The organism is Bradyrhizobium sp. ARR65 (assembly GCF_000472385.1).
GTDB lineage: Bacteria > Pseudomonadota > Alphaproteobacteria > Rhizobiales > Xanthobacteraceae > Bradyrhizobium.
Genome location: NZ_AWZU01000031.1, coordinates 46,825 through 70,820, shown reverse-complemented (window position 1 = coordinate 70,820; position 23,996 = coordinate 46,825). Strand labels below are relative to the sequence as shown.

The following is a 23,996-nucleotide window of genomic DNA, read 5'->3' as shown; positions in this document are numbered from 1 at the left end:
CTTCAACCCTTCGTCGCGCCGGCGGTGAGGCCGGCAATGTAATAATCCATCAGGAAGGCGTAGATGATCAGCGGCGGTGCCGCGCCAAGCAGCGCGCCGGTCATGATCTGACCCCAGTTGAACACGTCACCCTTGATCAGCGTGGTGACGATGCCGACCGGCAGCACGAGTTGATCAGTCGAAGTCGTAAAGACCAGCGGATAGAGGAACTGCGCCCAGGACACCGTGAAGGCGAAGATGGTGGCGGCGATGAGTCCCGGCAGCGCCACCGGAATGAAGATGCGCGTCAGCGTCTGCAGCCAGGAGGCACCGTCGATGATGGCGGCCTCGTCCAGCTCCTTCGGGATCGACGCGAAATAGCCGATCATGATCCAGGTGCAGAACGGCACCGTCAGCGTCGGATAGACCAGCAGCAGCACGTACCAATGGTTGACGAGTGGGATTCCCGTCCAATCGCTGAAGAACGAGAACATCTTGAACAGCGGAAGAAACAGCAGCGAGTCCGGGATCAGGTAGGTCAGGAAAACGCCCGTCGCCAGCATCGCCGAGCCCCAGAACTTCATGCGCGCCAGAGCGAAGGCCGCGGGTATGCTGATCAGCATGGTGATGATCACGACGACGACCGACACCATCGCCGAATTGAGGAAGAAGCGTATGTACTGGTTCGATCCCAGCAACTCGATGTAGTTGCTGAGCGTCGGATGAAACACCCACCAGGGATTGGTCGCCGCGGAGATCTCGGCGCTGCTCTTGAGCGACGTGATCAGCATGTAGAACGGCGGCGTGAGCGAGAAGATCGCGAACACGATGAGGAAGAAATACGACCAGCGCAACGCCCAGGCGCGGCTCCGGCGCATGCTGCCGTATTTCACCTTGCGGGTCGGTCCGGATTTATCGATTGCGAGCGTGCTCATCAGGCTTCGTTCCCACGTTTGGAGATGTCGCGCAGGATGAAGATCGCAGCGATCGCCAGGATCGGGAACATGAACAGCGAGACGCTGGCGCCGAGCGGAATGTCGCTGCCCTCGATGCCGACCCGGAACGCCCAGGTCGCAAACAGGTGCGTGCGATCCAACGGGCCGCCATTGGTCAGGATTCTGACGATGTCGAAATTGGCGAAGGTGACGATCAGCGAGAACAGCGTCGTGATCGCGATGATGTTGCGCATCATCGGCAGCGTCACGTACCAGATCCGTTGCCACCAATTGGCGCCGTCGATCGCGGCGGCCTCATAGAGCTGATCCGGCACCGACTTCAGCGCCGCCAGGTACATGATCATGAAGAAGGGGGCGCCGTACCAGATATTGACGAGGATCACCGAGAAGCGCGCCCAGCCGGCTTCGCCAAGCCAAGGAATTGGGCCGATGCCGAACAGCGAGAGCGTGTAGTTGAACGCGCTGTAGGAAGGATCAAACAACCAAAGCCAGGCCAGCGTGCTCATTGCGGGCGGGATCACCCAGGGTACCAAGAGCATGCCGCGCCATTTGCGCTGACCTTTGGCCGGGATGTTGTGGACGAAATGCGCGACGATGAAGCCGATCAGCGCCTTGAAGATCACGGCCGTGATGGCAAAGATGCAGGATTGCTTGACGACCAGCCAGAACGTCTCGCGCCTGAACAGAAACTGGAAATTGCCGAGGCCGACGAACTTCTGCATCGACTTGTTCAATGTCGCCAGATGCAGCGAGTAGAACGCCGGATAGACCACGAGGATCGCGATCAGCAGAATGAGCGGCAGCGTCATCAGGAACGCGGCGGTGGACTTTCGCTTGAGCGCGTAGCGTAGGCTTGAGCCCCGGCGGGTGCTCGTTGCGCGGGCGATCCTGTTCTGTTGAAAGGCGACATCAGCCATGGTGCGTGTTCCTTGCAGGGACTTTCACCGGCAAACCGTTCCGCCGTGGTCTGCTTCCGGCTCAGGCGAGGATCGATGCACCAGGGCAACCCGCAACTGGCCGGATCGCCATGGCGCAGATCGATGCGTCAGCTTCGCAGGAAGCCCTCGCACTCGCCTTCCGCCCAGGCGAGCGTGTCCTCCATCTTCTCGCCGTGCGCGTAACGCAGGCACATCTTGGTCTGCGTCGCCTGGAAGTAGATCTGTTGGGCGACCTTGGGCGGCGCCGGCGAAGCTGCGATGGAGAGTACCTGATGGTGATACGGGTTCGGGTAGTGGTACAGCGTGCCCTTCGGCGGCTCCGCCTCCGCCCACACCTTCAGTGTGGTCAGATTCTCAAAGGCCGGCAGATCGTAGCCGCCGCTCGCGTCGACCATCTTCTCGATGGAAGATGGCTTGGACAGGTGGACGAGCAAGCTCTTGGCCGCTTCCTTGTTCTTCGAGAAGGTCCAGATTGACCAGAAGAAGGGCAGGAATGGCGCAAAGCGGCCTTTGGGCCCGACGGGGAAGCCATGTGTCCACAATTGCTCCGCCACTTGCGGCGCATCGCGTTTCGCCACCGCCCAGGCGCTCGGCGGGTTCATGATCATCGCGCCCTTGCCGGCGACGAGCCATTTGTTGTTCGAGGCGTCGTCCCAGGCCGCGACATCGGGCGGCAGGAAAGGGACCAACTTCTTATAGAATTCGAGCGCTTGCCGGACGTTATCGGTTTTCACGGTCAGATCGCCCTTGGCGTTGACGAGTTCCGCGCCAAAAGCCTGGAAGAACGCGCCGGCAGTGTCGACGGAGTCGGAGGTTTCGCCGAGTCCGATGCCGAAGGGGTAACCGGCCTTGTGGCAGGCTTCGGCCGCCTTGAGGAAGGTATCGGTGTTCCAATTGTCGGCCTTGGGCGGGCTGCCGGCCGGATACATCTCCTGCACGTCGATCCCGGCATATTTCTTCATCAGGTCGATGCGGGAGCAGGGGCCCTTAATCTGGCTGCCGACGCAAGCAGGCACTCCCATCCACTTGCCGTCGAGATTGCCGAGATACTTCACGGTGCCATTGACTTCCCCGTTCTGCTTGATGATGGGCTCCATGATGTCGTTCACGGGTTCCATCAGGTCGGAATTGGAATGACACCACCAGGTCGGCATTTGGAAAATATCGTGGCCGGACTTCGCCTGCGCTTCGGCGGCAATGGTCACCAGGTTCTTGTTGCCCTGGCTCGTGATGTAGTCGATCTGAAGGTCGACTTTCTCTTTGGCTGCCCATTCATTGCAGAGTTCAGTGGAGGCCTTGTTGGCGCCGGGAACCCAGTGATCCCAGAAACCGATCGAGAGTTTGCCGGCTGCGTGCGCCGAACGAACGTAAGGCGCGGCGACGAGCGCGGCGGATGTGACGGCAGTACTGGCTACGAATTCACGGCGTGTGAGCCTTCTCCCTGACATGGCGTTCCTCCTGGTGAGCCATCTTATGTGATGAGAAATCTCGTTTTCTGTTTTTGCGTCGCGGCCCAGTCAGGCTTCGCGGAGATTTCATTGTCAGCGATCAGAGCAGAATTGAAAGCTTCTGTCGAGAAATCCGGTGACGGAGTTCTCTAGAACTAACGTTGCGTCCGATGCGCCTGCCTTCCGAAAGTTAACGCACGTGTTTGCGATGACGCGGCGTCGAATATTGCGTCGCACATAATGCGCAGTCTCGATCTCTCCGCTTTGCTCTGCGTGCGCGTTGCGCAATGACACGGCAATCTCGCTTTGTCATTGCCGCGATCGCCAGCCGAGCATGCACCGCTCCGTCTGTAATGGCCTCGCCGGTCACGGTTTTTCTCGATCGCTGCAAAGCGTCGCACGCGGTGGACTTAGACACTGCGGAAACGTAAGAATCGAGCCGTGGGATGGGGAGTCCCGCCGCTCGTTAAACCCAACGATTTTCGATTCCGATCCCTCATGGAGCCTGGCAAATGATCAGCAGGACGTCGAAGCTGCGTGCGCGTTTGAGGCTGTGCATCACGCTTGGGGCCGCCGCCATTGCCCTGGTAGGCGCGCCGCGACAGGGTGACGCGCAGGGGCTGGTCAAGGGCGTGGAACAGGGCGCGCGGGAGGGCAACAAGGCTGCAGGTCCTGTCGGCGGCGTCTTGGGTGGCGCGATCGGCGGGGTTGTCGGCGTCGTCACCGGCGTTACGGGCGTGTTTACCGGGAATAACGGGCAGCAGGCTACCGCGCCCGCTGCCAATGACAAGAACGACAAAGACAAGGACAGGCAGAGCAACGCGGCAAAGACGCCGAAGGCCACCAAGACGGCCAAAGCTCCGAGCGCACCACCAAGCAATAACAGCAATAATAACAGGCCCATCACGGTGCTGACGCAGGAGGGCGAGCCGCAACTGTCGGCCGACCAGATCGTCGCCAACAACGACGTGCTCATCGATCGGATCAAGAAGGAACTGAACCTGACGGCGGACCAGGAGAAGAATTGGGGACCCTTTGCGAGTGCAATGCACTATCTCGGTCACAATGGCGCCGACCGTCTCAATTTGCGCATCGCCCGCGCCAAGCGCGATCCGCCTGATGACATCATCGAACAGATGCGCAATGAGGCGCAGTTTCTGGTCGACCGTGCCTCCGATCAGCGCAACGTGGCCGACGCCGCCGAGCCGCTCTATGCGAGCCTCGACGACAAGCAGAAGCAGATCTTCGTCGAGGAGATGGTCCGCCTCAGCCACGAGCGCGGACTGGACTAGCTAGAGCATGGTCCGGAAAGCGTGCAGCGGTCTTCTAAAAGGTCACGCTCAAACAAAAGCTTAGAGCGCGATGACGATTCAACCTGATCTCATCACGGCTCTAAAGCGTGATGGCATTAAGTTCGATAACCTGAATTTTTGAGGTAGTTGGCACATTCCTCGGAGGTGAAGGCATCGAGTGCATGGCCGATTGCGGTGCAGACGGCCTCGACGGTTCGCGCGGCAGCTTTGCGGACCAGGTGCTTAAGCTTGGCAAAGACTTGTTCGATCGGATTCAGGTCGGGCGAGTATTTTGGCAGGAAGAAGAGCTTGGCGCCGACCGAGCGGATGAGCTGGCGAACTGCTTTGCTCCTGTGGCTGCCGAGGTTGTCCAAGATGACGATATCGCCGGGCTGAAGGGTCGGCAGGAGGACCTTCTCGACGTAAGTGCGGAAGCTCACGCCATCGATCGGCCCTTCGATGAACCATGGTGCATCGATCCGGTCGTGGCGCAGGGCCGCCAGGAAAGTCATGGTCTTCCAGCGGCCGTGGGGAACCTTGGCGTGAAGTCTGCTCCCGCGCGGCGCCCATCCCCGCAAGGGCGCCATATCGGTCCGGGTCCAGGTCTCGTCGATGAAGACCAGCCGCTCAGCATCGACGCGACTTTGATACTTTGTCCACTGGGCTCGCCGCCGCGCGACCTCGGGTCGATCGCGTTCGCCAGCCGCCACGCTTTTTTTTGAAGCTGAGCTTCTCGGCATGCACGAAGTCCCATACCGAGTGGTAGTCGACCTTCAGGCCGCGGCCGGCAAGCTCGGCAACGAGACCGCGTATCGTGAAATCGCCGTCCTTGATCCGTTGGGACAGCCAGACCGCATGGTCTCCCGAAACCGCCTTCGGCTTGTGGCCGCCCATCTGGCCAGGCTCGACGCTGCCGGTCTCGTCGACACGCTGCATCCAGCCGATGGCCGTGCTGATCGCCACCCCAAACTGCTTGGCGGCCCGATTGCGGGACATCCCGCCCTCGATCGCGGACACGACTCGCTTACGCAGATCCAGAGAATAAGGCTTGCCCATCCATGCTGGCCTCCTATCCAGCCAGCATGGTGAATCAGAAACACGCTGATTTGGGAATCCTAAATCGATTCAACCTAACCCCATCCCGCTTTAGAAGGGAGGCGGCGCGTGGCGCGTCGCCGGACGACGCGCTCTCGTTTCGACGCGCCCCACGCTTGCGAATAGCCGGGCACGCGCGCCCTGGGGTAGGTTAAAGGCCCGGCACCCGGCTATCCTGCCGCAGCGGCGCGGCTCTTCAAATCCTCAATGCAATGATGAAGAAAAGCCGACCGTTTCGCGCCCGACTGATGGCTGCGGCGTGACCTTTGTCGGGATCGACATTACGTGAGCGCCGCGCGTTGCATTCGCGCCGCACCCGGCGGCCGAATGATACCGCAGGCGCTCTTGCTCAGGGCTTAAGCCCCAGGGAAATTCAGCTCAACTCCGACGCCATCGGGATCATAGAGAAAGAACTGGGTATCACCGGTACGCGGCACGACACTCTCCCGAAACGTCACGCCCTTTGAGCGCAGGCGATCACGCATGGCCTCGACGTCGGTGGCGGCAAAGGCGATGTGGTCGAAGCGGCCGGTGTCCTCGTACTTCTTCTCGGTGCCGCGCACGACAATCCCCTCCCGCGGCTTGCGGGTGCCCATCAGGTGCACGGTGGCGACCCCGCCGGAGTAGAGCCAATAGCCCGGGAAATCGAGCGGCGGACGGTCGCCGATTTCGAGGCCGAGCACGTCGACATAGAAATCCTTGCTGCGCTCGAGGTCCTGCGGCTCGATGGTGAAGTGCTGCAGTCTGCCAAGCGGCATGCCTTTGTTCTCCCTAGACGAAGGTGAGGTCGGCGTCGGCGCCAAGCATCCACGCACCGACGGTCTCGAAATGGCTCATTCGCCCCTGCAATTGCTGCGTCACGGTATGCATGTCGCGGAAGCGCCGCTCCAACGGGTGGTTCTCGAAGATCGCCGTGGCGCCAGCAGTATGATAGGCGAAGTCGACCGCCTCGCGCGCTTTCACGATGGCGTGCGTTGCTGCCATCCGCACGACGATGCGCTGTTCCACCGTGATCATTGCGCCGGCCTGAAGCTGCTTCCAGATCTCAGCCATCGATTGCAGCACAAAGCCGCGGGCGGCGCGGAGCCCCACTTCGGCCTGGGCCAGGCCTGATTGCACCACGGCATTGTCGCGCAACGGGCTCTTGAAGCCGCGCGGCACCTTGTTGCGCGCCAAATCGATGAAGCAGTCGAGCGCGCCGCGGGCAATGCCGCAGGCGACGCCGGCAAAGCCGACCTGGTAGCAGGTGCCGGAGCCCATGCGGTAGAGCGGACCGCTCTCCCGGCATTCGCGATCGAATTCCCGGGTGATCGAATGGTCGGCGCGGACGAAGAAGTCGTTCAGAGCGAATTGATCACTGGCCGTGCCCCGGAGGCCGACCGTGCTCCAGATATCGGTCCAGATCACGTCCTCGCTCCTCACCAGCATGGTGCGCTCGAGCTGAACGCCGTTCTCGTCGCGTTTTGGCGAGCCGTCCGTGTTGAAGATCGGACAGTGCGCGCCCAGCCAGGTCGCATGGCGGCCGCCCGAGGCAAAGGCCCAGACGCCCGTTACGCGGTAGCCGCCCTCGCATTCGATCGCCTTCACCTTGGGACCCGGTCCCCAGGCAAGCACCGCACGGGGGTCATCGCCGAAGATCGCCTGCGCCACCGGCAGGTCGAGATAGGCCGCCGACATCGCGCAGCCGCCGGCCTGGCTGAGGCACCAGGCCGTCGAGGCGTCCGCCTGCGCGATAGTCTCCATCACGTGGAAGAAGGTAACGGGATCGGTCTCGATCCCGTTGCATGAGCGCGGTAGCAGCAAGCGGAAAAGCCCGGCTTCATGCAGCTTGTCGAGCAGGGGAGGCGGCAATCGCCGCTCCCGTTCGATTTCGTCGGCCGCGGTTGCAACCGCCTCGCGGAGGGCTTGCGCGCCGGCTATCACGCCTGGATCGCCCGCAAGGTTGGCTGTGGTTACGGCAGGCATGGCTGAACCCCTCAGGCCTGCCGGACCTGCACCGCGGGCAAATCGGCTGCGGCGTTCAGTTCCTGGTCGATCTGCTCGATCGACTTGCCCTTGGTCTCGATGCCCACGAAGTAATAGACGGCGCCGGCCATCAGGAACCAGCAGCCGAGATAGACGAAGGCCGTTGGGATCTGCGGCAGCGGCACGTCCGGCTTGAGGTAATTGTTGGAGCCGACGATCAGGGCGAGTCCGACCGGGCCGATGATCTTGCCGATGCCGCCAAAGCCGTAGGCGGAGCCCATGCCGGAGGTACGCAAGTGCGACGGCCAGACTTCCGCGGCATAGGGGCCGACGATGGCAAAGCCGCCGTCCGCGAAGAAGAAGGTCACAGCCAGGATCAGCCAGAACGCCGAAACACCCATGATGGTCGCATCATAATTGTAGCCCGCCAAAATGGTCAGGAACCCCGCGCCGAAACCGAGCAGGCCGCCGGCGTTGCGCCGTCCCATGAGTTCCGAAAAGAACGAGAAGGACAGCCGGCCGATGAAGCCGAACACGCTCAGCAGGATCATCATCCGGGCGGCCTCCTGCGGGGTCACCTTCAAGAGCACCACGAACAGCGATGGCGCCCACAGTGTGAGGCCGTAGACCCCGGTCTGGGCCCCGGCATTGCCAAGCCAGGACACGATCAGGCTCCGCGGATATTTGAAGAGATCGAACCAGTTGCTGACAACGACCGGTCCGGCATCGGCCGCGGTCGGCATTGGCAAGGAAGACGGCTCGACCTGCAGCGCCCAGGCGAGCGACTTGCGCGCCTCCGCATATCGACCCTGCCGGCAGAGCCAGCGTGGACTCTCGGGAACCCAGATACGGACCAGGAGCACCAGCAAAGCCGGCAGCACGCCGATGGCAAAGAGCAGCCGCCATTGATCGGTGCCAATGAAGGCGCCGAGGATCGCTCCGATACCAACGCCAAGTGGAATGACGCAAGTGACGAGCCCGCCAACCCAGCCGCGCTTGGAGGAGGGCATGAATTCCTGGACCAAGGGCAGGTCGACGCAATAAAGGCCGCCGACGCCGGTGCCGACGAAAAAGCGCATGATCGCCAGATAGATCCAGCCGTTGTCGGGCGTGAAATAAAGCAGCCCCGTGGCAACCGAGAAATTGATGACGGTGCCAATGAAAACCAATCGGCGGCCGATGCGGTCGGCGAGCCAGCCCCAGGCGTAGGCGCCGATGATCGCGCCGATTCCCGAACTCATGAGCACGGTCGCGGATTGGCCGAAGGTGAGCTTCCATGGCCCGATCAGAAAGGCGAGCACGAAGCCGATCAGGAAATAATCGAAGAACTCCAGGGCATCACCGATGATGGCGGCGATGAGAATCTTGATCTGATTTCGGGACAGACTCGTGCGTCGATCGAGTATATCGAACATGGCGTTTCCCCAATGGCGCATGTTCATTTTTAGGAGGCGTGCGTTGCGCCTGCGCTTTTCGCCTTCATGCGAAGGCTACCCTGCGATTGCGACAAGCGGCAAGGCCGGAACCGCGTTCGGCTCATGGCTATTGCGGCGCGGGAGAGTAGGCGCAAATGTCGACGCGATGTGCACGGCAAGTGCCGGGATTCAAAGCTGGTTTGGCGCAACGTCGCATCAACGCGCCGCGCTGGTGTGGCCAACGCCACGCCGGCCTATGACTGCAAAGTGATCGGTATCGCCCCAAACCGGCGGGCAACACCACGCGACATCAGCGCTTCAAGAGCTTGTTGAGCCGCTTGTCCAATTCCTCGAACGACATCGCGCCTTTCACCATTTCGCCGTTGATGAAGAAGGTAGGCGTCGCGCTAACCTTGAGCTGGTCAAAGGCGAATTTCTGGCCGGCCGCGATCTTGTCGAGCATTTCCTGGTTCTTCTCGCAGCTGTCGACGTCCTGCTCGCTCATGCCGAAATGGCCGCCGATGGATTTCAGCGTATCGGTGGTGTGTGCCACGACCGCGTCCTGCTGCTTGAACAGCATCGTGAGAGCGTCGAAATAGCGCTGCGCATTGTCGCCGGCGATGCAGCGCGCAAGCATCGAGGCGGCCACAGCCTTGATCTCCAGCGGGAACTCCCGCGACACGAAGCGAACCTTGCCCGTGTCGATATATTTCGCCTGCAGCATGGGAAGGACGTTCTCCGCAAAGGCTGCACAATGCGGACAGGTCAGCGATGAGTATTCGATGATGGTGACAGGCGCCTTTTCGCGACCGAGGGCCATGTCAGGCAGCGGCTGCGACTTCGCCAACAGCGTCAGCGTCTGCGCCTTGTCGGCGCGAGCCTCAGGCAGCACGAACATCGCGCTCAGCACAAATAGACCAAGAGCGGCGAGGCGAGAATGGGTCGGCAATGGCTTGCTCCGAACAGCGGATCTTTGGTTTTGTCCCAAGGCACCCGCGTCACATGCAGCCATCTCGCTACCGCGAAACGAGTGATCTGACAATCGGCCACGGGCCTGTCCTATCCGACGTTCAAATCGAAACCCGCGATAATCACGCCAGGTGAAACGGCCAGAACCAAGCAGCACAAAAAGCGAGAGAGCTTTAAGGGATCGATCACCGACTGTCGGCTTGCCGCGGATTCCTAACCAATCGCAACGGCGCCAGCTTAAGCGACGTGCTGGAGTAGCTCTTGTCACGAGGCGCGGATGTGCCGAGCACCCTTGCGATAGTCATCGCAGTTGTCGCGGCGTGATCGGAAGCGCGTTCGGCCGCGAGCCGATCCTTGGCCCGCTCCTGGATCAACAGCTCGATCAAGGCCAGCCGCTTTTTCTCGTCATCCGCCTCGGCTAGCAACTGCCGATAGCGATGATAGTCGTAACCGCCATCCTGCTTACGCATGTTACGCCCCAACATGCACGTGTGCGGGTAATGTTTCGCAAGGCGGACGGCGGCACAATAGTCTGTGTTAAGGATATCAACCGTTGTTTTCGTTAGACCAGATATACAATCAGGATGGCCGGCGTCACGATCGCCGTCAGATCATGATCCTGCGCGGTCAAACGACACGGTTCTGTCTGATCGTCTCACGAAAAAATGAAGCGCTCAGCTTTGGCGTCCGACGCTGGCTCGCGAAATCGACCTGGTAAAGTCCGAAGCGCGTTTGAAAGCCGTCGATCCATTCAAAGTTGTCCATCAGACTCCAGAGAAAGTACCCGGACACGGGTATTCCTTCCGCGGTCGCGCGTCGCAGCTCGCTCAGATAGCCGCGCAGATACATGATCCGATCGACATCGACGACATTGCCGTTCGCATCGGGTTCGTCGACGGCGGACGTTCCATTTTCGGTGATGTAGATCGATCGCACGCCCCATAGCTTCGCCACGTGACGCGGCGTCCAATACATCGCTTCAGGTCCGATCCTCAGCCACGAGGAGTACATGTGCGGAAACGATGCGGGAAATGGCACCAGGCTAAAGCCATCCTGCCCCTCGCTTGCGACGACATATTGGTCGGGCTTATAGATGTTCAGCCCGATGAAATCGATGGGGGATGAAATGACGCGCAGATCCTCGGTGGTGTGGATCGGAGCGGCACCTCCGGCTTCCGCCAGGAAGCGCTGCGTATATTGTCCCTCCAGTATCACCGTGATGTAACCGGCGTTGAGTTCGCGAGTCGCCGCTTCCGCGGCGCGTACGTTGTCGGGCGTTGCGATGGCAGGTATGCAGGTCAAAATATTCTCGGCCGGTCCAACCTTGGTTCCGGCTTTTCCATGAGCGCGGATGGCCTGCACTGCTAGTCCGTGTCCAAGTGCGACATGGTGGCGAACCTGGTTCAGTTCACGTGCGGATAGTTTCAAACCGGGCGCATCGACGCCCAGGCCATAGCCGAAATGCACGAACCTCGAACATTCATTGATCGTGAAAATGTGCTTCACGCGATCGCTCAGGCGTTCGGCAACATAGGCCGCATAATCGGCAAATGCCTTTGAGGTCTCGCGGGATTGCCATCCGCCGAAACGATCCTGAAGCGCTTGGGGTAAATCCCAATGATACAAGGTGGCAAATGGCGCGATGTCGTTCGCCAGCAATTCGTCGACAAGACGGTTGTAGAAATCGAGGCCCTTTGGGTTCGGCGCGCCCGATCCTTCGGGAAAAATGCGAGGCCACGCGACCGAGAAGCGATACGCCTTGGCTCCCAGCGCCTTCATCAATTGCACGTCTTGCTTGTATCGATGGTAATGATCATTGGCGACATCGGCATTGCTATGATCGGCGATTTTTCCCGGGGTGTGAGCGAAGCGATCCCAAATCGATAGACCTCGTCCGTCTTCGTTGACGGCTCCTTCCACTTGATAGGCGGATGTCGCAGTCCCCCATACGAAGTCGTGGGGAAAGCGCTCTTCGACGCCAGCGCGTGCCGGCGCTCCGGCCCGCTCCGCCCGGGCGGACTTGATGGAAGATCTCGTCAGCCCGAGAGCGGCCGACCAGCCCGCCAGCTTGGCAAAATGGCGCCGGGAAAATCTGTTGAGCAGCATGGTTCAGGCCAGGACAAATTTGCATGCGAGCAAGGCTAATCTGTCGTAGCCAGCCCTTGAGGCAGGTCAATATAGCAGCTATCGAATTCCCACCTAAACCGCTAATCACTCCAACCTGATCGACACGCCTTGCCGAGGACGCCACCCATTGCCGTTCGTGCGCCGCTGGCGCTTCTTGTCATATCCCTGGGCCTGATCGCCGCGGCTTGGTGGTGGTTGGGGAGGCCAGTGACATTGGCGTCTGCGCCGGTCGATCCGGCGATCAAGCTGGATTGTGTGTCCTACGCGCCGTTTCGCGGCGAGCAAACGCCGTTTATGCAGGACCTCGTCATCAGCCCGGAGCAGATCGCCGCTGATTTGGCCGAACTTTCCAAGGTCACGCGATGTGTTCGCACCTATTCGATCGACAACGGCCTGGACAAGGTGCCTGAACTTGCCTCCAAGGTCGGGCTGAAGGTCATTCTGGGCGTTTGGATCGGGCGAGACCGTGCCAAGAACGCGCTGCTGATCGACCAAGCGGTATCGCTGGTCGAGAAATATCCCGGCGTGATCACCGCGATGATCGTCGGCAGCGAGGTGCTCTTGCGAGGCGAGATGATTGCGTCGGATCTTCGGCAAACCATCCGTTTGGCCAAGTCGCGCGTGAAGATCCCCGTGACCTATGCCGACGTGTGGGAGTTCTGGGAGCGCTATCGCGCGGTCGCCGACGACGTCGATTTCATCACCATCCATATCCTGCCCTATTGGGAGGACTTTCCTGTCCGCGCCGAGCAGGCGGCCGCTCATGTGGATGAGATTCGCAAGCGAATCGCGCTTGAGTTTCCGGGCAAAGAGATCCTGATCGGAGAGGCGGGGTGGCCGAGCAGGGGGCGCATGCGCGAGGGTGCGCTGCCATCACGCATCAACCAGGCGCGCTTTGTTGCCGAGCTTGTCGAGCGTGCGCGGCGGGAGAATTTCCGTGTCAATCTATTCGAGGCCTATGACGAGCCGTGGAAGCGGCAGTGGGAGGGCACGGTCGGGGGCGCCTGGGGCGTGTTTGACGGGTGGACTCGCGAGCTGAAATATCCGGCTGGGGCGACGGTCAGCGATCATCCGCTCTGGCACCTTCAGCTTGCGGGCGGCCTCTTATTCGGGCTTTGCACATTTGGCTCCGCCTTGCTCGCGCTCAGGCGGCGGCCGTCCTTGCCCCGCCTGGCATCGTGGGTTGGCGTCGCGATATCGGCGACCTTGGGCGGGATTTTGCTGGGCCTCGCGGCCGAAGACTTTCTCTACCAAAGCTACGGGGTCGGCGGCTGGCTCCTGCAGGGCTCGCTGCTGAGCGTAGGCATCGCCGCGCCAATCCTGTGTTCGAACGCGATCACGTCGAAGCGGGCGATGCCGACATTTCGGGAGCTGATCGGCAGAGGCGAGGGCGCACCGCTTGCATTGCCGAAGCAGATTTTGGGATTCGCGTTGATGGCGGTCACGCTGCTCGCGGTGGAGACGGCGCTCAGCCTCGTGTTCGACGCGCGGTGGCGCGATTTCCCCTTCGCGAGTCTGACCATGGCCGTTGTGCCATTCTGGACAGTGACGCTGGCGAACCGTTCGATGTCGTCTGCGCGACCGATCGCGGAGGAAGTGTTCGCAAGCCTGCTTGCCCTCGCTGCGATCTATATCGTCTTCAACGAGGGCTTTCGGAATTGGCAGTCCCTGTGGACCTCGGCGGTCTATTTCCTGCTCGTCAACACGCTGTGGCGGGCGCGTTCCCTGCCTGTTGCCGCAATGGCACCCATTATGCCAGCGGTTGCTGCGCGAGCAGGTTTGCAGCCGGCGAATCTTGTGGAGTCCGCCGCGGCTGCATCGTCGAATGGCGGTCACCCAAGCCCTGATCGGATCTATTGAGTCGCTTCCGCCTCGAGGCAGTGGAGCAGGAACGCGGTCCGTTCGCGTGGCACCACTTTTGCGATGTCGGCCTTCTTGGCGCATTCAAGTTGCTTGATCTGCTCGGCACGGCGCTTGACCGCCGCCTCTCGATATTCCGGCGCAACGGTACTGGGATCGACCAGCTTTTCCGCCAGCGCGGGTGACGCCAAGATCCATGTGAACAGTGCAGATCGGAAGAAAGCCTTCAAAATCGTCTCCTGCAAATTGGCATTTCAAATAAAAAAATCGGGCGAATCCGCAAACCGATCAAAACAAGTACGCGATCCGCTGCTATGTTAAACCTCAATTCGAGGACCCTTGGCTAGCGCCTCGGGTCGGAGCTCTTGGCTTTGCCCGCTTCCTTGCTGAAGGAGGCTGCGCCGAGGACGAGGGCGATCAGAAAGGCGGCTGCGACCGCCGATCGGCAAATTTGCCGATCAGACAACCCGAATTGGTCGTGCGCCAGGCAGTCCAGGATGATCGCCGCGTAGCTCGCAACACCAAGGGCGACCGAAGCCGTCAACAGATCGATTTTCTTTGTCATCATGGATTCCAGAGCAACGGGCGGCGCATTGAAGGGGTAAATGGCGGAATGCGCTGTGAACAGGTTCACAATTTCCGATCGACGCCGGAATCGTTCGGCCTGACAGGCGGGGCGCGGCGATGCCAGTACCCTATGACGGGTCGGCTGCGGTGATAACGCCGCCCACACGGTTCTTTGAATGGTGGGCACTTTTTCACGCCATGGCCGCCATTTAGCTTCACTGTGATCGGAAGGTCAGCGTGCCCGTGCAGCCGAAGACACAATTTGGAGGAAAGACGTGAGGAGCGCGTCGATATCCAAAAGCGTGGCAACCCCGATGCTGGGAGCGCTGATCCTGGGCGCCTGTTTTGCGTTGATGTCGCCGGCCTTCGCAGAGGACACCAGCACGGGTGCCTCACCAAAACTCCTGCTGCAGATCCCGGACGACGCGCCCGGCGAACGATGTGCCCGCATCGAGCCGTCCGGTTCGCCGATACCACAGACAGTGTCGTTGCGAAGAACCTTCCAGGACGATTTCGATGAGCATCCGCTTCGAAGCGGACGATGGGTGCCGCACTACGCTGGGCCCGTCGTGATGCCGGAGTCCTTCTATGCTGGTGGTGATGGATCGGAGCTGCGGCGCAAGACGAAATATAATGGCGAGCAGCAGATCTATGTCGATCCCGGCTACGAAGGCCGCGGCACAGCGCCCCTCGGCCTCGATCCCTTCAAGGTCGAGGCCGGAGTCCTTTCGATCGTGGCCCGGCGAACGCCTCCCGAATTGAAAGAGGTGCTCTTCAACAGCGAATATGTGTCAGGCCTCCTGACCACCCAACAATCCTTCTCCCAGAAGTATGGCTATTTCGAAATTCGCGCGAAGGTCCCGGTGGGCGTCGGCGTATGGCCGGCCTTCTGGTTGCTTGCCAACAATGGCGGCTGGCCGCCGGAAATCGACGTCATTGAGGGACGGGGACAACAGCCGGGTGCCGTGGTGATGACCACGCAATGGCGAAATCCGGCCACCGGCTTTGTCGAACGTTGCGGCTTCGATTTTTCCGTCGCCAATGCTTGGGTCGACTTTCACGACTATGGTGTGCTGTGGGAGCGCGACCGGCTGGTCTATTTCATCGACCGCAAGCCGGTGTCGGAGATCAAAGCGCCGGGCACCTTCGAGGATCCGATGTACATGCTCGTGAACCTGGCAATGGGATCCAAGGTGTTTGGCGGGGTGGGATTTGTCGATGCCCAATCGCCGCCTACGGTCGAATTCCAGGTCGACCGCATCTCGGCCTATCAGCTCGACGCGGCGCTCCCGGCCGCGGAGACCGCCACGAGGTGACGCTGCGAAGCGTCTGCGCGGAGATCATCCCCGCTAGAGATTGATGACCCCGCGCCGTGCCGCGTGGGTGACCGCATCGGTGCGACCGGTCGCGTCGAGCTTGTCGAGGATCGAGCCGACGTGGAATTTGGCGGTGTGAACCGATATCCCGAGCTGGCGTGCAATCGCCTTGTTGGACGCGCCTTCCGCGAGCAACGCGAGCACGTCGAGCTCTCTCGGCGTCAGTTCGATCTCGGCGGGCTCGGCAGTCTTGGGCAGATCACGCAAGACGACCGCGACGTTCGCCGTCTCTCCCGGAGTTGCCAGCCGCAGGCCTGCGACACCGCCAAGCAACGAGGCGAGACGGTCGGCAAGCACCGGATCGTCGATCTCGACAGCGAGCACGATGGGCTCCGGTTCGCTCACGCCTCCGGCCTCTCACCGATGGTCAGCTTGAAGTGTACGGGCTCGCCGGCGCGGCGGACCGAAACGTCGACCACGGAGCCGACGCTATCAGGACCGAGCGCACGCGCAAGCGCGCGGACGCCGGTGAGTTTTTCGTCGTTTAGACCGACAATGACGTCGCCTTGCCGGATGCCGGCAGCCGCCGCCGGGCCCTGCTTATCGACGTTCATGACCATGGCGCCAACGCCCTCATCGAGCCTGACCGGCTGTAGGCCAAGGCCGAGATAGCCACGCGCAATGCGGCCATGGCTCTCGAGCCTGGCCGCGACGCGTTCGATGGTCGCCGCGGGGATGACGAGCACGCGCCTTGGTCCCTGCACCGCCATGCCGACCGCTTGACCGGAGGCATCGACGGCAAGGCCGCCCTGGTGGCTGTGGCGCAGGTGGACGTCGAGTTCGAGCCTCGCATCGATCTCGCCGCCGCGCAGGCTGCGCCAGCGTTCCCCGACCAATGACACCATGGCGAGGGATGCGGTGGGCGCACCGCGCTCGGCGGCAACGACCAGGGCGAGCGAGCCGAGCGCCGGCACGGTCGCGGACAATGTGGCGGGCGGGGTGCTACCCGTATCGACACGCAGCAGCGCGACGTCGGTGGTGTGATCGCGGCCCGCGATGCGCGCGGGGCGCTCCGCGCTGTCGGCGAGCTTGACGGAGATCTCGCCGTCCTCTGCCAAAGCCTCGTCCGCCGTCACGACAAGGCCGGGTTTCCAGACAAAGCCGGAGGCGCGCAATCGATGGGAATGGACGGAAACTACCGCCGGCGCTGTGCGCGCGACGATATCGGCGAGGGATGAGGAGATGGCGGCAAGGCTGGTGGCGTTCGGATCGGTCATGGATGCCTCCCATGGGGTTTCACCTCAATCTGGGAGCTCGTGGCCGCTTGTGGAACTAGCCGGGTGGGCAGGGGCACCATGTGGTGGGCAGTTCGCGCCAGCGGCCGCCAACTTGCCGGTTCCAACGCAAGACGGAGTAGGTCTGAAGGGTCTTTGTTGGGGCTGGCGGTTTGTTGGCCCGCGAAGATGGTTCGCTTCGCTGCAATAAGTGCGAGGCCCGGTGTGCCTAGGAGTCCGGGCCTCGCAACTTCCCCCCGCCCATCACGTGCGCCGATGGCGACGTCTCTAACGGGTAATGCAGAGCGGTCCTAGACCGGGAGACTACGGACGAGATCGAGCCTTGATCTGCGTGCGATGGGCCCGATCCGCACTGCTCGCATCGGCGCGCCGGAAATCGCCGCTTATGCTTTCGGTGCGCCCGGAGTCCACGTCGGCGGTCGAAAATAGGGTTGCGGTGCGCCGGCAAATGCCTCCCGCGCAATCAGCCGGCTGGCGGAGGAGAGCATCAGACCCTCACATTCGGATTTGCTGAAATAGCGCAAGGCGGACATCTCACCATCGCCCGGTTGATGCTTGCCGCCCACGACTGTCGCGCGAAACGCGATACAGGTGTAGTACGCGAGATCGCCATTGGGATAGCGAATGAGGAATTCCGGGCCGCCGAACACCCCGATGATGCCTTGCAGCTCGGCAAAGAGCCCGGTCTCTTCAAAACATTCGCGCAGAGCCGCGTCCGCAGGCTGTTCGTGCGGATCGATGGCGCCGCCGGGAAGCGTCCAAAATCCCATTTCAGAATCTTGGCCCAACAGCAGGCGACCTTGATCGTCGAAGATCACAGCGGCAACTGCCGTGAGCGCAACGAGGTCGTGCCCGACCTTGGCGCGGATCGCCTTGAGATAATCGGAAATGGCCATGCTACGCCGGATTGCTTGTCCCCGATGCCGGATTGCCCCAGAAGCCTTGAGGCGTCAATTCGGTCACCGTCCGAGGCGAAGCCCGCGGCGGCGGTCTCCTCGCGGGCGTCTGTTTCAGTGGCTGCGTTCGAACTCCGGCGACGCCGGCGAAGCCGATTCGTCGGGAACGAGGCTCGGCTCCTTGTGATCCGCGTTCTTCGCGACGATCTCATAGCCGCAACGATCGAGCCAGGCGATCAGCCGGTCTGCCATGGCGTAGTCCCAGCCGGCGTAGGACCTCGCGATCGCCTGGCGGGGGGTAAGCTTCCGACCCATGCAGTTTGCCTTCTTGCCGTTTACCGCCCATGCGCAGTGAACCCAACCGATCCCGGATTGGTTCCGAGCACGTTGGCGTGATCCGGCGTTTGCGCAGCAGCCGCCGTTCGGCCGGCGCGCGAAAGTGGCGTTTGGCGTAGGGCGGGGCTGATCAACAGGATGCCTGCGAAGCGCCGACAATTTGCGGATAGCTTCGGCCAATGATGATCGGCGGCGAAAACCGCAGGGTCGGGTTCAAGTGACGGCCACTCCAGATTTTGCAGTCATGCTGGCGCCAGCTGTCTCGCGCTTCACGCGAAAGACGAACGCTGAATGCGAGGAGAGCCAGACTCATGATGGGCGCTCAAGCACCGGCCTCGCGTCCCGTGGCTTCTCTCGCCCTGATGGCGCGGGCGAGCACCAGGCGTGCTTCATTCACGCATGCTGCCGCGTTCAGCTATCTAAACTATCCTTCACTTGTCACATCGCCTTGTTGGGCCCAGGTTCGCGCGCAACGAATCAATGTTGCCGACGGGGGCTGCAGTTGCGATTTTCATCGTCCTTTCAGCAGATGGGTCGAATGCTGCGCCCGGTACGCCACTCGTTGCAGAAACATTCGGAAACAAATTCGCCGAGGAAAAATCACGCGAAGATCTTTGTGAACACTATTCCGAAGTCCGGGAGTGTTTTCATTCTGACTGCGTTGCAGGAGCTCGCTGGGTGCGAGCATCTTGTCCTGGGCACCGGATACGTCCCAAACGACTCTCTGCTTCTCGATCAGGCCCGCAAGTTCAGCGAAGGAGGATTCGCGGCTCAGCAGCACGCCGATTGCAGACCGAACAATCTTGCCATTCTGGAAAAATTCGTCCCCAAATGGGTGGTCCATTTGCGCGATCCGCGCTCTGTGACATTAAGTTGGACGCATCACCTGGATAAGTTCGTTGCACTCAATCAAAGGAGCATGCTCGATTATGTCGCGCCAATCCCAGGCGAGGACTACCTTGCTCTGGACTTCAGCGGCCGGCTGGACTGGCAGATAACTCATTTCTTGCCTCACATCGTCCATTGGACTGCCTCGTGGCTCGAGTATGCGGATAGGAATGCCGATCGCGTTCTGGTGTCGACCTACGAGGAGATGATCGATGACCAGGCAGCATTTTTTCGCCGGCTCCTAAGCTTTTTCGATATCTCCAACCCGGAGCTGGGCGACCTGTCGCGGTTTCGCAGCGAGGCGCACCATTTCAGAAAGGGCGAAGTTGCGGAGTGGCGAAGCGTCTTCACCGAGGAGCAAAAGGCCCATTCACTGGCCGCCATTCCCGAGACGTTGCGAAGGCGCATGGCGTGGCCTGTTGACTAGTCTGGGGGACTGGACTGTCTTGCCGCGGCGCGAGGACGCAGCCGCTGGCGGCAACCGCTAACGGCTACACTGGCTCATGAGGGATTTTGCGAGTTTGGCGGAAGGGGTGGGATTCGAACCCACGGTACCCTTGCGGGCACGCCGGTTTTCAAGACCGGTGCCTTAAACCACTCGGCCACCCTTCCAATGCTGCGACATCAAGCATTTGGCGGGGGGAATTTCAAGGATGGATGGGAACAGAATGCGGTCAGGCCCGCAGCGGGCCTGACGTGACGCTTAGGCTTGCAGCGAGTTCGGGGCCGGCTGGCGCTTGCAGCATTTCGATCATTCGGAGCCTCAAAGAAGCGAGATCAGCCTGGTCTCTCCGCGCAGGTGATTCTGTGTGGCGATCGTCCAGCAGGGAGTGCCGATCTGAACCACCGTGAAGCCGCCGCAGCTTGGGCCGCGCTGGAGTCCGCCGCCCTGGGCTGACCCTCGCGCGCCGCGATTGATCCCTTACCTGCTCATGAAGCAGGCCCCGAATTTCCAGCTATAACCGTAAGGGCAGGGGCGGCGAGGCCTCGTCCATACGGGGCATTCATTGGACACGCCTCCCGTGGCGGCGATGCTCCAGCCATTGACGACGCAGCCTCCTCTGGGGGCTGCATAGCAGCCCGCGCCGCATCCATCTGCGGCCTTGGCGGCGCTCATTCCGGGGATGGTGGCGGCGAATAGGGCGGCGATGAAAAGGTTCCTCATGTTGCCTCCGTGATCGGGCGCAAGCAGGCGTTGCCGTTGGAAGAAGAGGTGGGGGCCTCGCGAGGATAAACAATCCCGCGCGCCGGAGCATCGGCTGGGAAGCTGCCGGCGTGCGCAAGGCGCGGCGCGTTCGCGTCGGCCGGCGTGCGCAGCCTCGAGCCGATGATGCCCATGGACAGAACGGTCACACTCATCCGCAAGAAGGCGCAGATCGGTCGCTTTCCACCGCCGGCTGCAAGCGTCGGCTCAGGCCTGCTTGCCCTCCGGTGGTTTTACCGGCACGTGCGGCGAAGTGCTCACGACGCGCGGGCCGCCGTCGGCATAGGCGTGGCTTCTAATGAGCGTCTCAAGCATCAAAAAGAATTTTTCGGCAAGCATGGATTTCCCCCATTCAATTTCCGCACCGCATGCGCAAAGCGTAGCGGGTCGCACTTCAGCCGGCTGCGCCGAAATGAAGCTTCCGCATCTTGATGAGGCTGATACGGCAATAGTGCCGGTAGATCAGGCTGAGGACCGTCCACATGATCGACTCCATTGTTGATCAATAGAGCCATGATGGCGCCGCTTGGTTTCGGCGCGTCTTCGCACGCGTGGAAAAATGATTTCGTCGGAGAAGCGAAAACTTCGTCGCGAGGTCAGCGGTGAAGTCAGTTCACGGCTTTGCGAGCTCTCTCGCTCGAGAATGCGCGGCTAACGGGAAGCTGCCTCAGTGGGAAAGACGCATTTCCGACCGGCATCAAGCGCAACGGCCAGATCAGAAGCAACCCCGGCTTGTTCAGCCTAAAGGCGGCAGGGCCCGCAGCGACGGCAAAGCCGCCGAGTCATTTCATGCTTCACGCTCGCGCCACACAACGGCGCGGTCAAGTAAAGGCGAACGCGATCAGGCTCGAGCACAGCAGTGCAAGACCGGCAGCGGTCAGTGCTAGAAAGCTGTCGGAGACAAGGTCATGATTGCGCATGTACACCCTCCGATCCCCAAGCTCGTTCGAATCGATCAAGCGTTCCGAACGAGTCGAATTTGCGGCAGTGCGCCGTAGGCGGCTGCTTCAGGCCATCAGGCCCAAAGCACACCCTCAAAAGCGTGAGCCAGGAAAATCCCGACACCAACCAAGCCCATTACCGCAGTCACAGTTTCGAACATTGCAAGCATCCTTCCGGCCCCGCGCAGCAGAAAACACAGTGCCACCCTGCACAGTCAAAAAGATTCCTCGGGCGCTGCCGATATTCCCGTTCAGGTGGGGATTTCCCGCAACAGGTGTCTCAAAAGGGAGCAAGGAGAGTGCGGTTCAAGCCCGCAGATCAACGATCTGCGCGGACAACCATTGATTCACCACGACAACGGTCTCCCCATTTCCGCCTTGTTCCGGTTGCGATATCGTCCGCTCCCGGTGCGAGGGGTGGTGCACCGAAACGTAAAGTGAGCCGGCCGCAGTCTGTGCAATAGGCGGCGGGCCGGCTGAATGGTAATTTGGGGCAGATGGGGATTCGACAAACAGATCGCGTGGTCGGCGTGGCGCGCGTCGCTGTTGCCGTAACTCTCTGCCTGGTGCTCGCCAACTGCGCCTCGTCCAACAAGTTCGCGAGCCGCATCGATCCCAAATACGGCGTCTCTTCGAGTCCGCGCGTTGTCGAGCCCGGCGAGCCGGTGCCGAAGGGCGGCGGCACCTACCGCGTAGGCAAGCCCTATGTGGTGGCCGGTCGCATCTATGTGCCCCAGGAAGATGTCAATTATCGCGCGGAGGGGCTGGCCTCCTGGTATGGCGACGACTTTCACGGCCGGCTGACTGCCAACGGCGAGGTCTTCGACATGGATTCGCTGAGCGCGGCGCATCCGACATTGCCGATGCCGTGCTACGCGCGGGTCACCAATCTCGCCAACGGCAAGTCGCTGATCGTGCGCGTCAACGACCGTGGCCCCTATGCCGCCAACCGCCTGATCGACGTCTCGCACAAGGCGGCCGATCTGCTCGGCTTCAAGGGCAACGGCACCGCCCGGGTGCGGGTCGAATATGTCGGCCGGGCGCCGCTGGAGGGTTCAGACGATCGGGTGTTGATGGCGACTTTGCGCACCGGCGCGCCGGCGCCAGCGCCATCGCTCGTGCGCGTTGCTTCCGCCCGGTCATTCGTTCCGGAAGGTCCGTCCTACGGCCGCCCGGTCCACGGCGAGGTGCCGATGCCGCAGGACCGGCCCTACAGCCTCGGCAACACCTCGGCCGATTACGCCTCGATCAACGCGACCTCCGAGATGTCGGCCGCAAGCCGCGCACGCTCGAGCGGCCGGCCCCTCGAAAACCCGCGCGCAGTCTCCTATGAGGCAGACGCGCGTTATACCGAGCCGGTCAGTCCGGCCTCGGCCTATGCGCCGGTGGATTCGCATGGCCCGAGCGAAGTGCTGGCCGGACGCGGCCTGTACTGAACGCGTCAGCTAGACCGCATTGTCCTTCAGGAACGCGATCAGGGCCGCGTTGACCTGTTCCGGCCGCTCCTGCTGGATCCAGTGGCCGGCCCCATCGATGATGAGCCTTCCTTTCAGGTTCGGCAGCACCCGCTCGAGCTCGTTGATGCGTTTGGCGCCGATCAGCCCGGTCACCACCGAATCCTGGGCGCCTGCGATGAACAGTGAGGGCTGGCGGATCTGCGCGTCCTGCCAGGGCGCGGTCAGTTCCCAGTTGCGATCGATGTTGCGGTACCAATTTAGCCCGCCACGAAAGCCAGTCCGCTGATAGGTGCCGACGAAGAATGCGAGATCGGCCTCGCTCAGCCAGTGCGGCAGCGGACGGTCGGCGGAGACCTCGCCGAGAAAGCCTTTTGCCGCATCGATGAAGAGCGAAGCCGACGCATCGGAAAAGCCGCTCCCGAGCAGAGCTCGCATGCTGCGCGCGACATCGCGCTCGAACTCGGCCTCGGCAATGCCGGGCGTCTGAAAATATTGCCAATAGAAGTTGCTGATGCCGTTCTCGCGCAAGGTGTCGAGCGGCCGGCCGCGGCCGCGGAAGGGTGGCGGCACGCTCATCCCGGCTACCGCGGTGAAGAGATCGGGGCGGAACAGCGCGGCGTGCCAGGCGACGGGCGCGCCCCAATCATGGCCGACGATGGCAGCCTTGCTTTCGCCAAGCGCTGCGGTGAGCGCAACCATGTCCCCAACGGTATGAAAGATGCTGTAGGCGCCGACATCGGCAGGCGCGCTGCTGTTGCCGAAGCCTCGCATATCGGGTGCCACGACATGAAAGCCGGCCCGCGCCAGCGCGGCAATCTGGTGGCGCCAGGAGTAGGACAATTCCGGCCAGCCGTGACAGAGCAAGACAAGCGGGCCCTGGCCCGCCTCGAGCAAGTACAGCTCAATGCCGTTGACGGCGATGGCGCGTGAGGAAGGCATTGCGTTTCCCGTTTGTTTTTGAATGTGGAATGCTCACGATAGGTTCCTTCGATTTCACCGACAATCGCCGGCGGCGCCAAAAAGCCGTGTTGTTTGCGTGACTTCCAACTGTT

General features: G+C 61.6%; 22 protein-coding genes, 1 tRNA gene and 1 pseudogene. 5 read left to right on the top strand and 19 right to left on the bottom strand.

Annotated features, from left to right (window positions below; genetic code table 11):
• Positions 1 to 2: 2 nt before the first annotated feature.
• The 3 genes from F758_RS0128225 to F758_RS0128215 all read right to left on the bottom strand — a co-directional run bounded on the left by F758_RS0128225 (position 3) and on the right by F758_RS0128215 (position 3,321).
• On the bottom strand, positions 3 to 914 hold the full coding sequence (locus F758_RS0128225) for a carbohydrate ABC transporter permease (RefSeq protein WP_024511037.1): 912 nt from the start codon (positions 912 to 914) through the stop codon (positions 3 to 5).
• Positions 914 to 1,852 (bottom strand): carbohydrate ABC transporter permease, encoded by a 939-nt coding sequence (locus F758_RS0128220; protein WP_024511036.1) that lies wholly within the window; start codon positions 1,850 to 1,852, stop codon positions 914 to 916. Before F758_RS0128220 ends, F758_RS0128225 begins: the two co-directional genes overlap by 1 nt.
• A 128-nt stretch (positions 1,853 to 1,980) precedes the next feature.
• Positions 1,981 to 3,321, bottom strand: a complete 1,341-nt coding sequence (locus F758_RS0128215; protein WP_024511035.1) for an ABC transporter substrate-binding protein — start codon at positions 3,319 to 3,321, stop codon at positions 1,981 to 1,983.
• Positions 3,322 to 3,833: 512 nt separating this feature from the next.
• On the opposite strand from F758_RS0128215, the gene F758_RS0128210 reads away from it, so the two are divergent.
• Positions 3,834 to 4,613: a Spy/CpxP family protein refolding chaperone gene (locus F758_RS0128210; protein ID WP_024511034.1), complete on the top strand. Its 780-nt coding sequence runs from the start codon at positions 3,834 to 3,836 to the stop codon at positions 4,611 to 4,613.
• Positions 4,614 to 4,729: 116 nt separating this feature from the next.
• Here F758_RS0128210 and F758_RS48185 read toward each other — a convergent pair.
• The 7 genes and pseudogenes from F758_RS48185 to F758_RS0128170 form a co-directional block, all read right to left on the bottom strand.
• Positions 4,730 to 5,669 (bottom strand): IS630 family transposase gene (locus F758_RS48185; protein ID WP_502689185.1). Its coding sequence is split into 2 segments (ribosomal slippage): positions 4,730 to 5,332 and positions 5,334 to 5,669, totalling 939 coding nucleotides; the frame shifts between segments, so codons are not numbered across the junction.
• A gap of 395 nt (positions 5,670 to 6,064) precedes the next feature.
• Positions 6,065 to 6,466, bottom strand: a complete 402-nt coding sequence (locus tag F758_RS44675) for a VOC family protein (protein ID WP_035723353.1) — start codon at positions 6,464 to 6,466, stop codon at positions 6,065 to 6,067.
• Between the two features lie 13 nt (positions 6,467 to 6,479).
• Positions 6,480 to 7,673, bottom strand: coding sequence for an acyl-CoA dehydrogenase family protein (locus F758_RS0128190; protein WP_024511031.1), 1,194 nt, complete (start codon positions 7,671 to 7,673; stop codon positions 6,480 to 6,482).
• 11 nt (positions 7,674 to 7,684) lie between these two features.
• Positions 7,685 to 9,088 (bottom strand): MFS transporter, encoded by a 1,404-nt coding sequence (locus F758_RS0128185; protein ID WP_024511030.1) that lies wholly within the window; start codon positions 9,086 to 9,088, stop codon positions 7,685 to 7,687.
• Between the two features lie 310 nt (positions 9,089 to 9,398).
• Positions 9,399 to 9,986: a DsbA family protein gene (locus F758_RS0128180; protein WP_024511029.1), complete on the bottom strand. Its 588-nt coding sequence runs from the start codon at positions 9,984 to 9,986 to the stop codon at positions 9,399 to 9,401.
• A 355-nt stretch (positions 9,987 to 10,341) separates the two neighbouring features.
• Positions 10,342 to 10,527 (bottom strand): annotated as a pseudogene (locus tag F758_RS44670) (hypothetical protein); the annotation flags it as partial.
• Positions 10,528 to 10,684: 157 nt separating this feature from the next.
• Positions 10,685 to 12,160, bottom strand: coding sequence for a GH1 family beta-glucosidase (locus F758_RS0128170; RefSeq protein WP_024511027.1), 1,476 nt, complete (start codon positions 12,158 to 12,160; stop codon positions 10,685 to 10,687).
• 231 nt (positions 12,161 to 12,391) lie between these two features.
• Between F758_RS0128170 and F758_RS0128165 the strand changes: the two genes are divergently transcribed.
• Positions 12,392 to 14,044 (top strand): glycoside hydrolase family 17 protein, encoded by a 1,653-nt coding sequence (locus F758_RS0128165; protein ID WP_349543439.1) that lies wholly within the window; start codon positions 12,392 to 12,394, stop codon positions 14,042 to 14,044.
• On the opposite strand, the gene F758_RS0128160 is transcribed toward F758_RS0128165, so the two are convergent.
• Entirely contained in the window at positions 14,038 to 14,274 is a 237-nt protein-coding gene (locus F758_RS0128160) for a hypothetical protein (RefSeq protein ID WP_051387062.1), read from the bottom strand. The genes F758_RS0128165 and F758_RS0128160 overlap by 7 nt on opposite strands.
• Before the next feature lie 113 nt (positions 14,275 to 14,387).
• The gene (locus tag F758_RS0128155; RefSeq protein WP_157450185.1) at positions 14,388 to 14,798 is read right to left on the bottom strand and encodes a hypothetical protein; all 411 of its coding nucleotides are present in this window, start codon (positions 14,796 to 14,798) and stop codon (positions 14,388 to 14,390) included.
• 127 nt (positions 14,799 to 14,925) lie between these two features.
• Between F758_RS0128155 and F758_RS0128150 the strand changes: the two genes are divergently transcribed.
• Positions 14,926 to 15,927, top strand: a complete 1,002-nt coding sequence (locus F758_RS0128150; RefSeq protein WP_024511023.1) for a glycoside hydrolase family 16 protein — start codon at positions 14,926 to 14,928, stop codon at positions 15,925 to 15,927.
• Positions 15,928 to 15,960: 33 nt separating this feature from the next.
• On the opposite strand, the gene F758_RS0128145 is transcribed toward F758_RS0128150, so the two are convergent.
• The 4 genes from F758_RS0128145 to F758_RS0128130 form a co-directional block, all read right to left on the bottom strand.
• Entirely contained in the window at positions 15,961 to 16,332 is a 372-nt protein-coding gene (locus F758_RS0128145; protein WP_024511022.1) for a response regulator transcription factor, read from the bottom strand.
• On the bottom strand, positions 16,329 to 17,204 hold the full coding sequence (locus F758_RS0128140) for a S1C family serine protease (protein ID WP_024511021.1): 876 nt from the start codon (positions 17,202 to 17,204) through the stop codon (positions 16,329 to 16,331). Before F758_RS0128140 ends, F758_RS0128145 begins: the two co-directional genes overlap by 4 nt.
• Positions 17,205 to 17,605: 401 nt before the next feature.
• Positions 17,606 to 18,118: an NUDIX domain-containing protein gene (locus F758_RS0128135; protein WP_024511020.1), complete on the bottom strand. Its 513-nt coding sequence runs from the start codon at positions 18,116 to 18,118 to the stop codon at positions 17,606 to 17,608.
• Between the two features lie 114 nt (positions 18,119 to 18,232).
• Positions 18,233 to 18,433 carry a hypothetical protein gene (locus F758_RS0128130; RefSeq protein WP_024511019.1) on the bottom strand — a complete coding sequence of 67 codons (201 nt, stop codon included), beginning with the start codon at positions 18,431 to 18,433 and terminating at the stop codon, positions 18,233 to 18,235.
• 559 nt (positions 18,434 to 18,992) lie between these two features.
• Between F758_RS0128130 and F758_RS0128125 the strand changes: the two genes are divergently transcribed.
• The gene (locus tag F758_RS0128125; protein ID WP_024511018.1) at positions 18,993 to 19,769 is read left to right on the top strand and encodes a sulfotransferase domain-containing protein; all 777 of its coding nucleotides are present in this window, start codon (positions 18,993 to 18,995) and stop codon (positions 19,767 to 19,769) included.
• Between the two features lie 95 nt (positions 19,770 to 19,864).
• Here F758_RS0128125 and F758_RS0128120 read toward each other — a convergent pair.
• Both F758_RS0128120 and F758_RS52825 read right to left on the bottom strand, forming a co-directional pair.
• Positions 19,865 to 19,954, bottom strand: a tRNA-Ser gene (locus tag F758_RS0128120).
• A 799-nt stretch (positions 19,955 to 20,753) separates the two neighbouring features.
• A complete protein-coding gene (locus F758_RS52825) occupies positions 20,754 to 20,885 on the bottom strand; it encodes a hypothetical protein (RefSeq protein ID WP_283805880.1) in 132 nt (43 codons plus the stop codon).
• A gap of 1,099 nt (positions 20,886 to 21,984) precedes the next feature.
• Between F758_RS52825 and F758_RS0128090 the strand changes: the two genes are divergently transcribed.
• Entirely contained in the window at positions 21,985 to 22,923 is a 939-nt protein-coding gene (locus F758_RS0128090) for a septal ring lytic transglycosylase RlpA family protein (protein ID WP_024511016.1), read from the top strand.
• Between the two features lie 9 nt (positions 22,924 to 22,932).
• Here the strand turns inward: F758_RS0128090 and F758_RS0128085 are convergent, their stop codons facing one another.
• A complete protein-coding gene (locus tag F758_RS0128085) occupies positions 22,933 to 23,883 on the bottom strand; it encodes an alpha/beta fold hydrolase (RefSeq protein WP_024511015.1) in 951 nt (316 codons plus the stop codon).
• Positions 23,884 to 23,996 lie beyond the last annotated feature (113 nt).

What these genes read in the sequence shown, in the direction of transcription:
- F758_RS0128225 (WP_024511037.1), bottom strand. Translation starts at nt 914, where the DNA reads ATGAGCACGCTCGCAATCGATAAATCCGGACCGACCCGCAAGGTGAAA.
- F758_RS0128220 (WP_024511036.1), bottom strand. Translation starts at nt 1,852, where the DNA reads ATGGCTGATGTCGCCTTTCAACAGAACAGGATCGCCCGCGCAACGAGC.
- F758_RS0128215 (WP_024511035.1), bottom strand. Translation starts at nt 3,321, where the DNA reads ATGTCAGGGAGAAGGCTCACACGCCGTGAATTCGTAGCCAGTACTGCC.
- F758_RS0128210 (WP_024511034.1), top strand. Translation starts at nt 3,834, where the DNA reads ATGATCAGCAGGACGTCGAAGCTGCGTGCGCGTTTGAGGCTGTGCATC.
- F758_RS44675 (WP_035723353.1), bottom strand. Translation starts at nt 6,466, where the DNA reads ATGCCGCTTGGCAGACTGCAGCACTTCACCATCGAGCCGCAGGACCTC.
- F758_RS0128190 (WP_024511031.1), bottom strand. Translation starts at nt 7,673, where the DNA reads ATGCCTGCCGTAACCACAGCCAACCTTGCGGGCGATCCAGGCGTGATA.
- F758_RS0128185 (WP_024511030.1), bottom strand. Translation starts at nt 9,088, where the DNA reads ATGTTCGATATACTCGATCGACGCACGAGTCTGTCCCGAAATCAGATC.
- F758_RS0128180 (WP_024511029.1), bottom strand. Translation starts at nt 9,986, where the DNA reads ATGTTCGTGCTGCCTGAGGCTCGCGCCGACAAGGCGCAGACGCTGACG.
- F758_RS0128150 (WP_024511023.1), top strand. Translation starts at nt 14,926, where the DNA reads ATGCTGGGAGCGCTGATCCTGGGCGCCTGTTTTGCGTTGATGTCGCCG.
- F758_RS0128140 (WP_024511021.1), bottom strand. Translation starts at nt 17,204, where the DNA reads ATGACCGATCCGAACGCCACCAGCCTTGCCGCCATCTCCTCATCCCTC.
- F758_RS0128135 (WP_024511020.1), bottom strand. Translation starts at nt 18,118, where the DNA reads ATGGCCATTTCCGATTATCTCAAGGCGATCCGCGCCAAGGTCGGGCAC.
- F758_RS0128130 (WP_024511019.1), bottom strand. Translation starts at nt 18,433, where the DNA reads ATGGGTCGGAAGCTTACCCCCCGCCAGGCGATCGCGAGGTCCTACGCC.
- F758_RS0128125 (WP_024511018.1), top strand. Translation starts at nt 18,993, where the DNA reads ATGCTGCGCCCGGTACGCCACTCGTTGCAGAAACATTCGGAAACAAAT.
- F758_RS52825 (WP_283805880.1), bottom strand. Translation starts at nt 20,885, where the DNA reads ATGCTTGCCGAAAAATTCTTTTTGATGCTTGAGACGCTCATTAGAAGC.
- F758_RS0128090 (WP_024511016.1), top strand. Translation starts at nt 21,985, where the DNA reads ATGGGGATTCGACAAACAGATCGCGTGGTCGGCGTGGCGCGCGTCGCT.
- F758_RS0128085 (WP_024511015.1), bottom strand. Translation starts at nt 23,883, where the DNA reads ATGCCTTCCTCACGCGCCATCGCCGTCAACGGCATTGAGCTGTACTTG.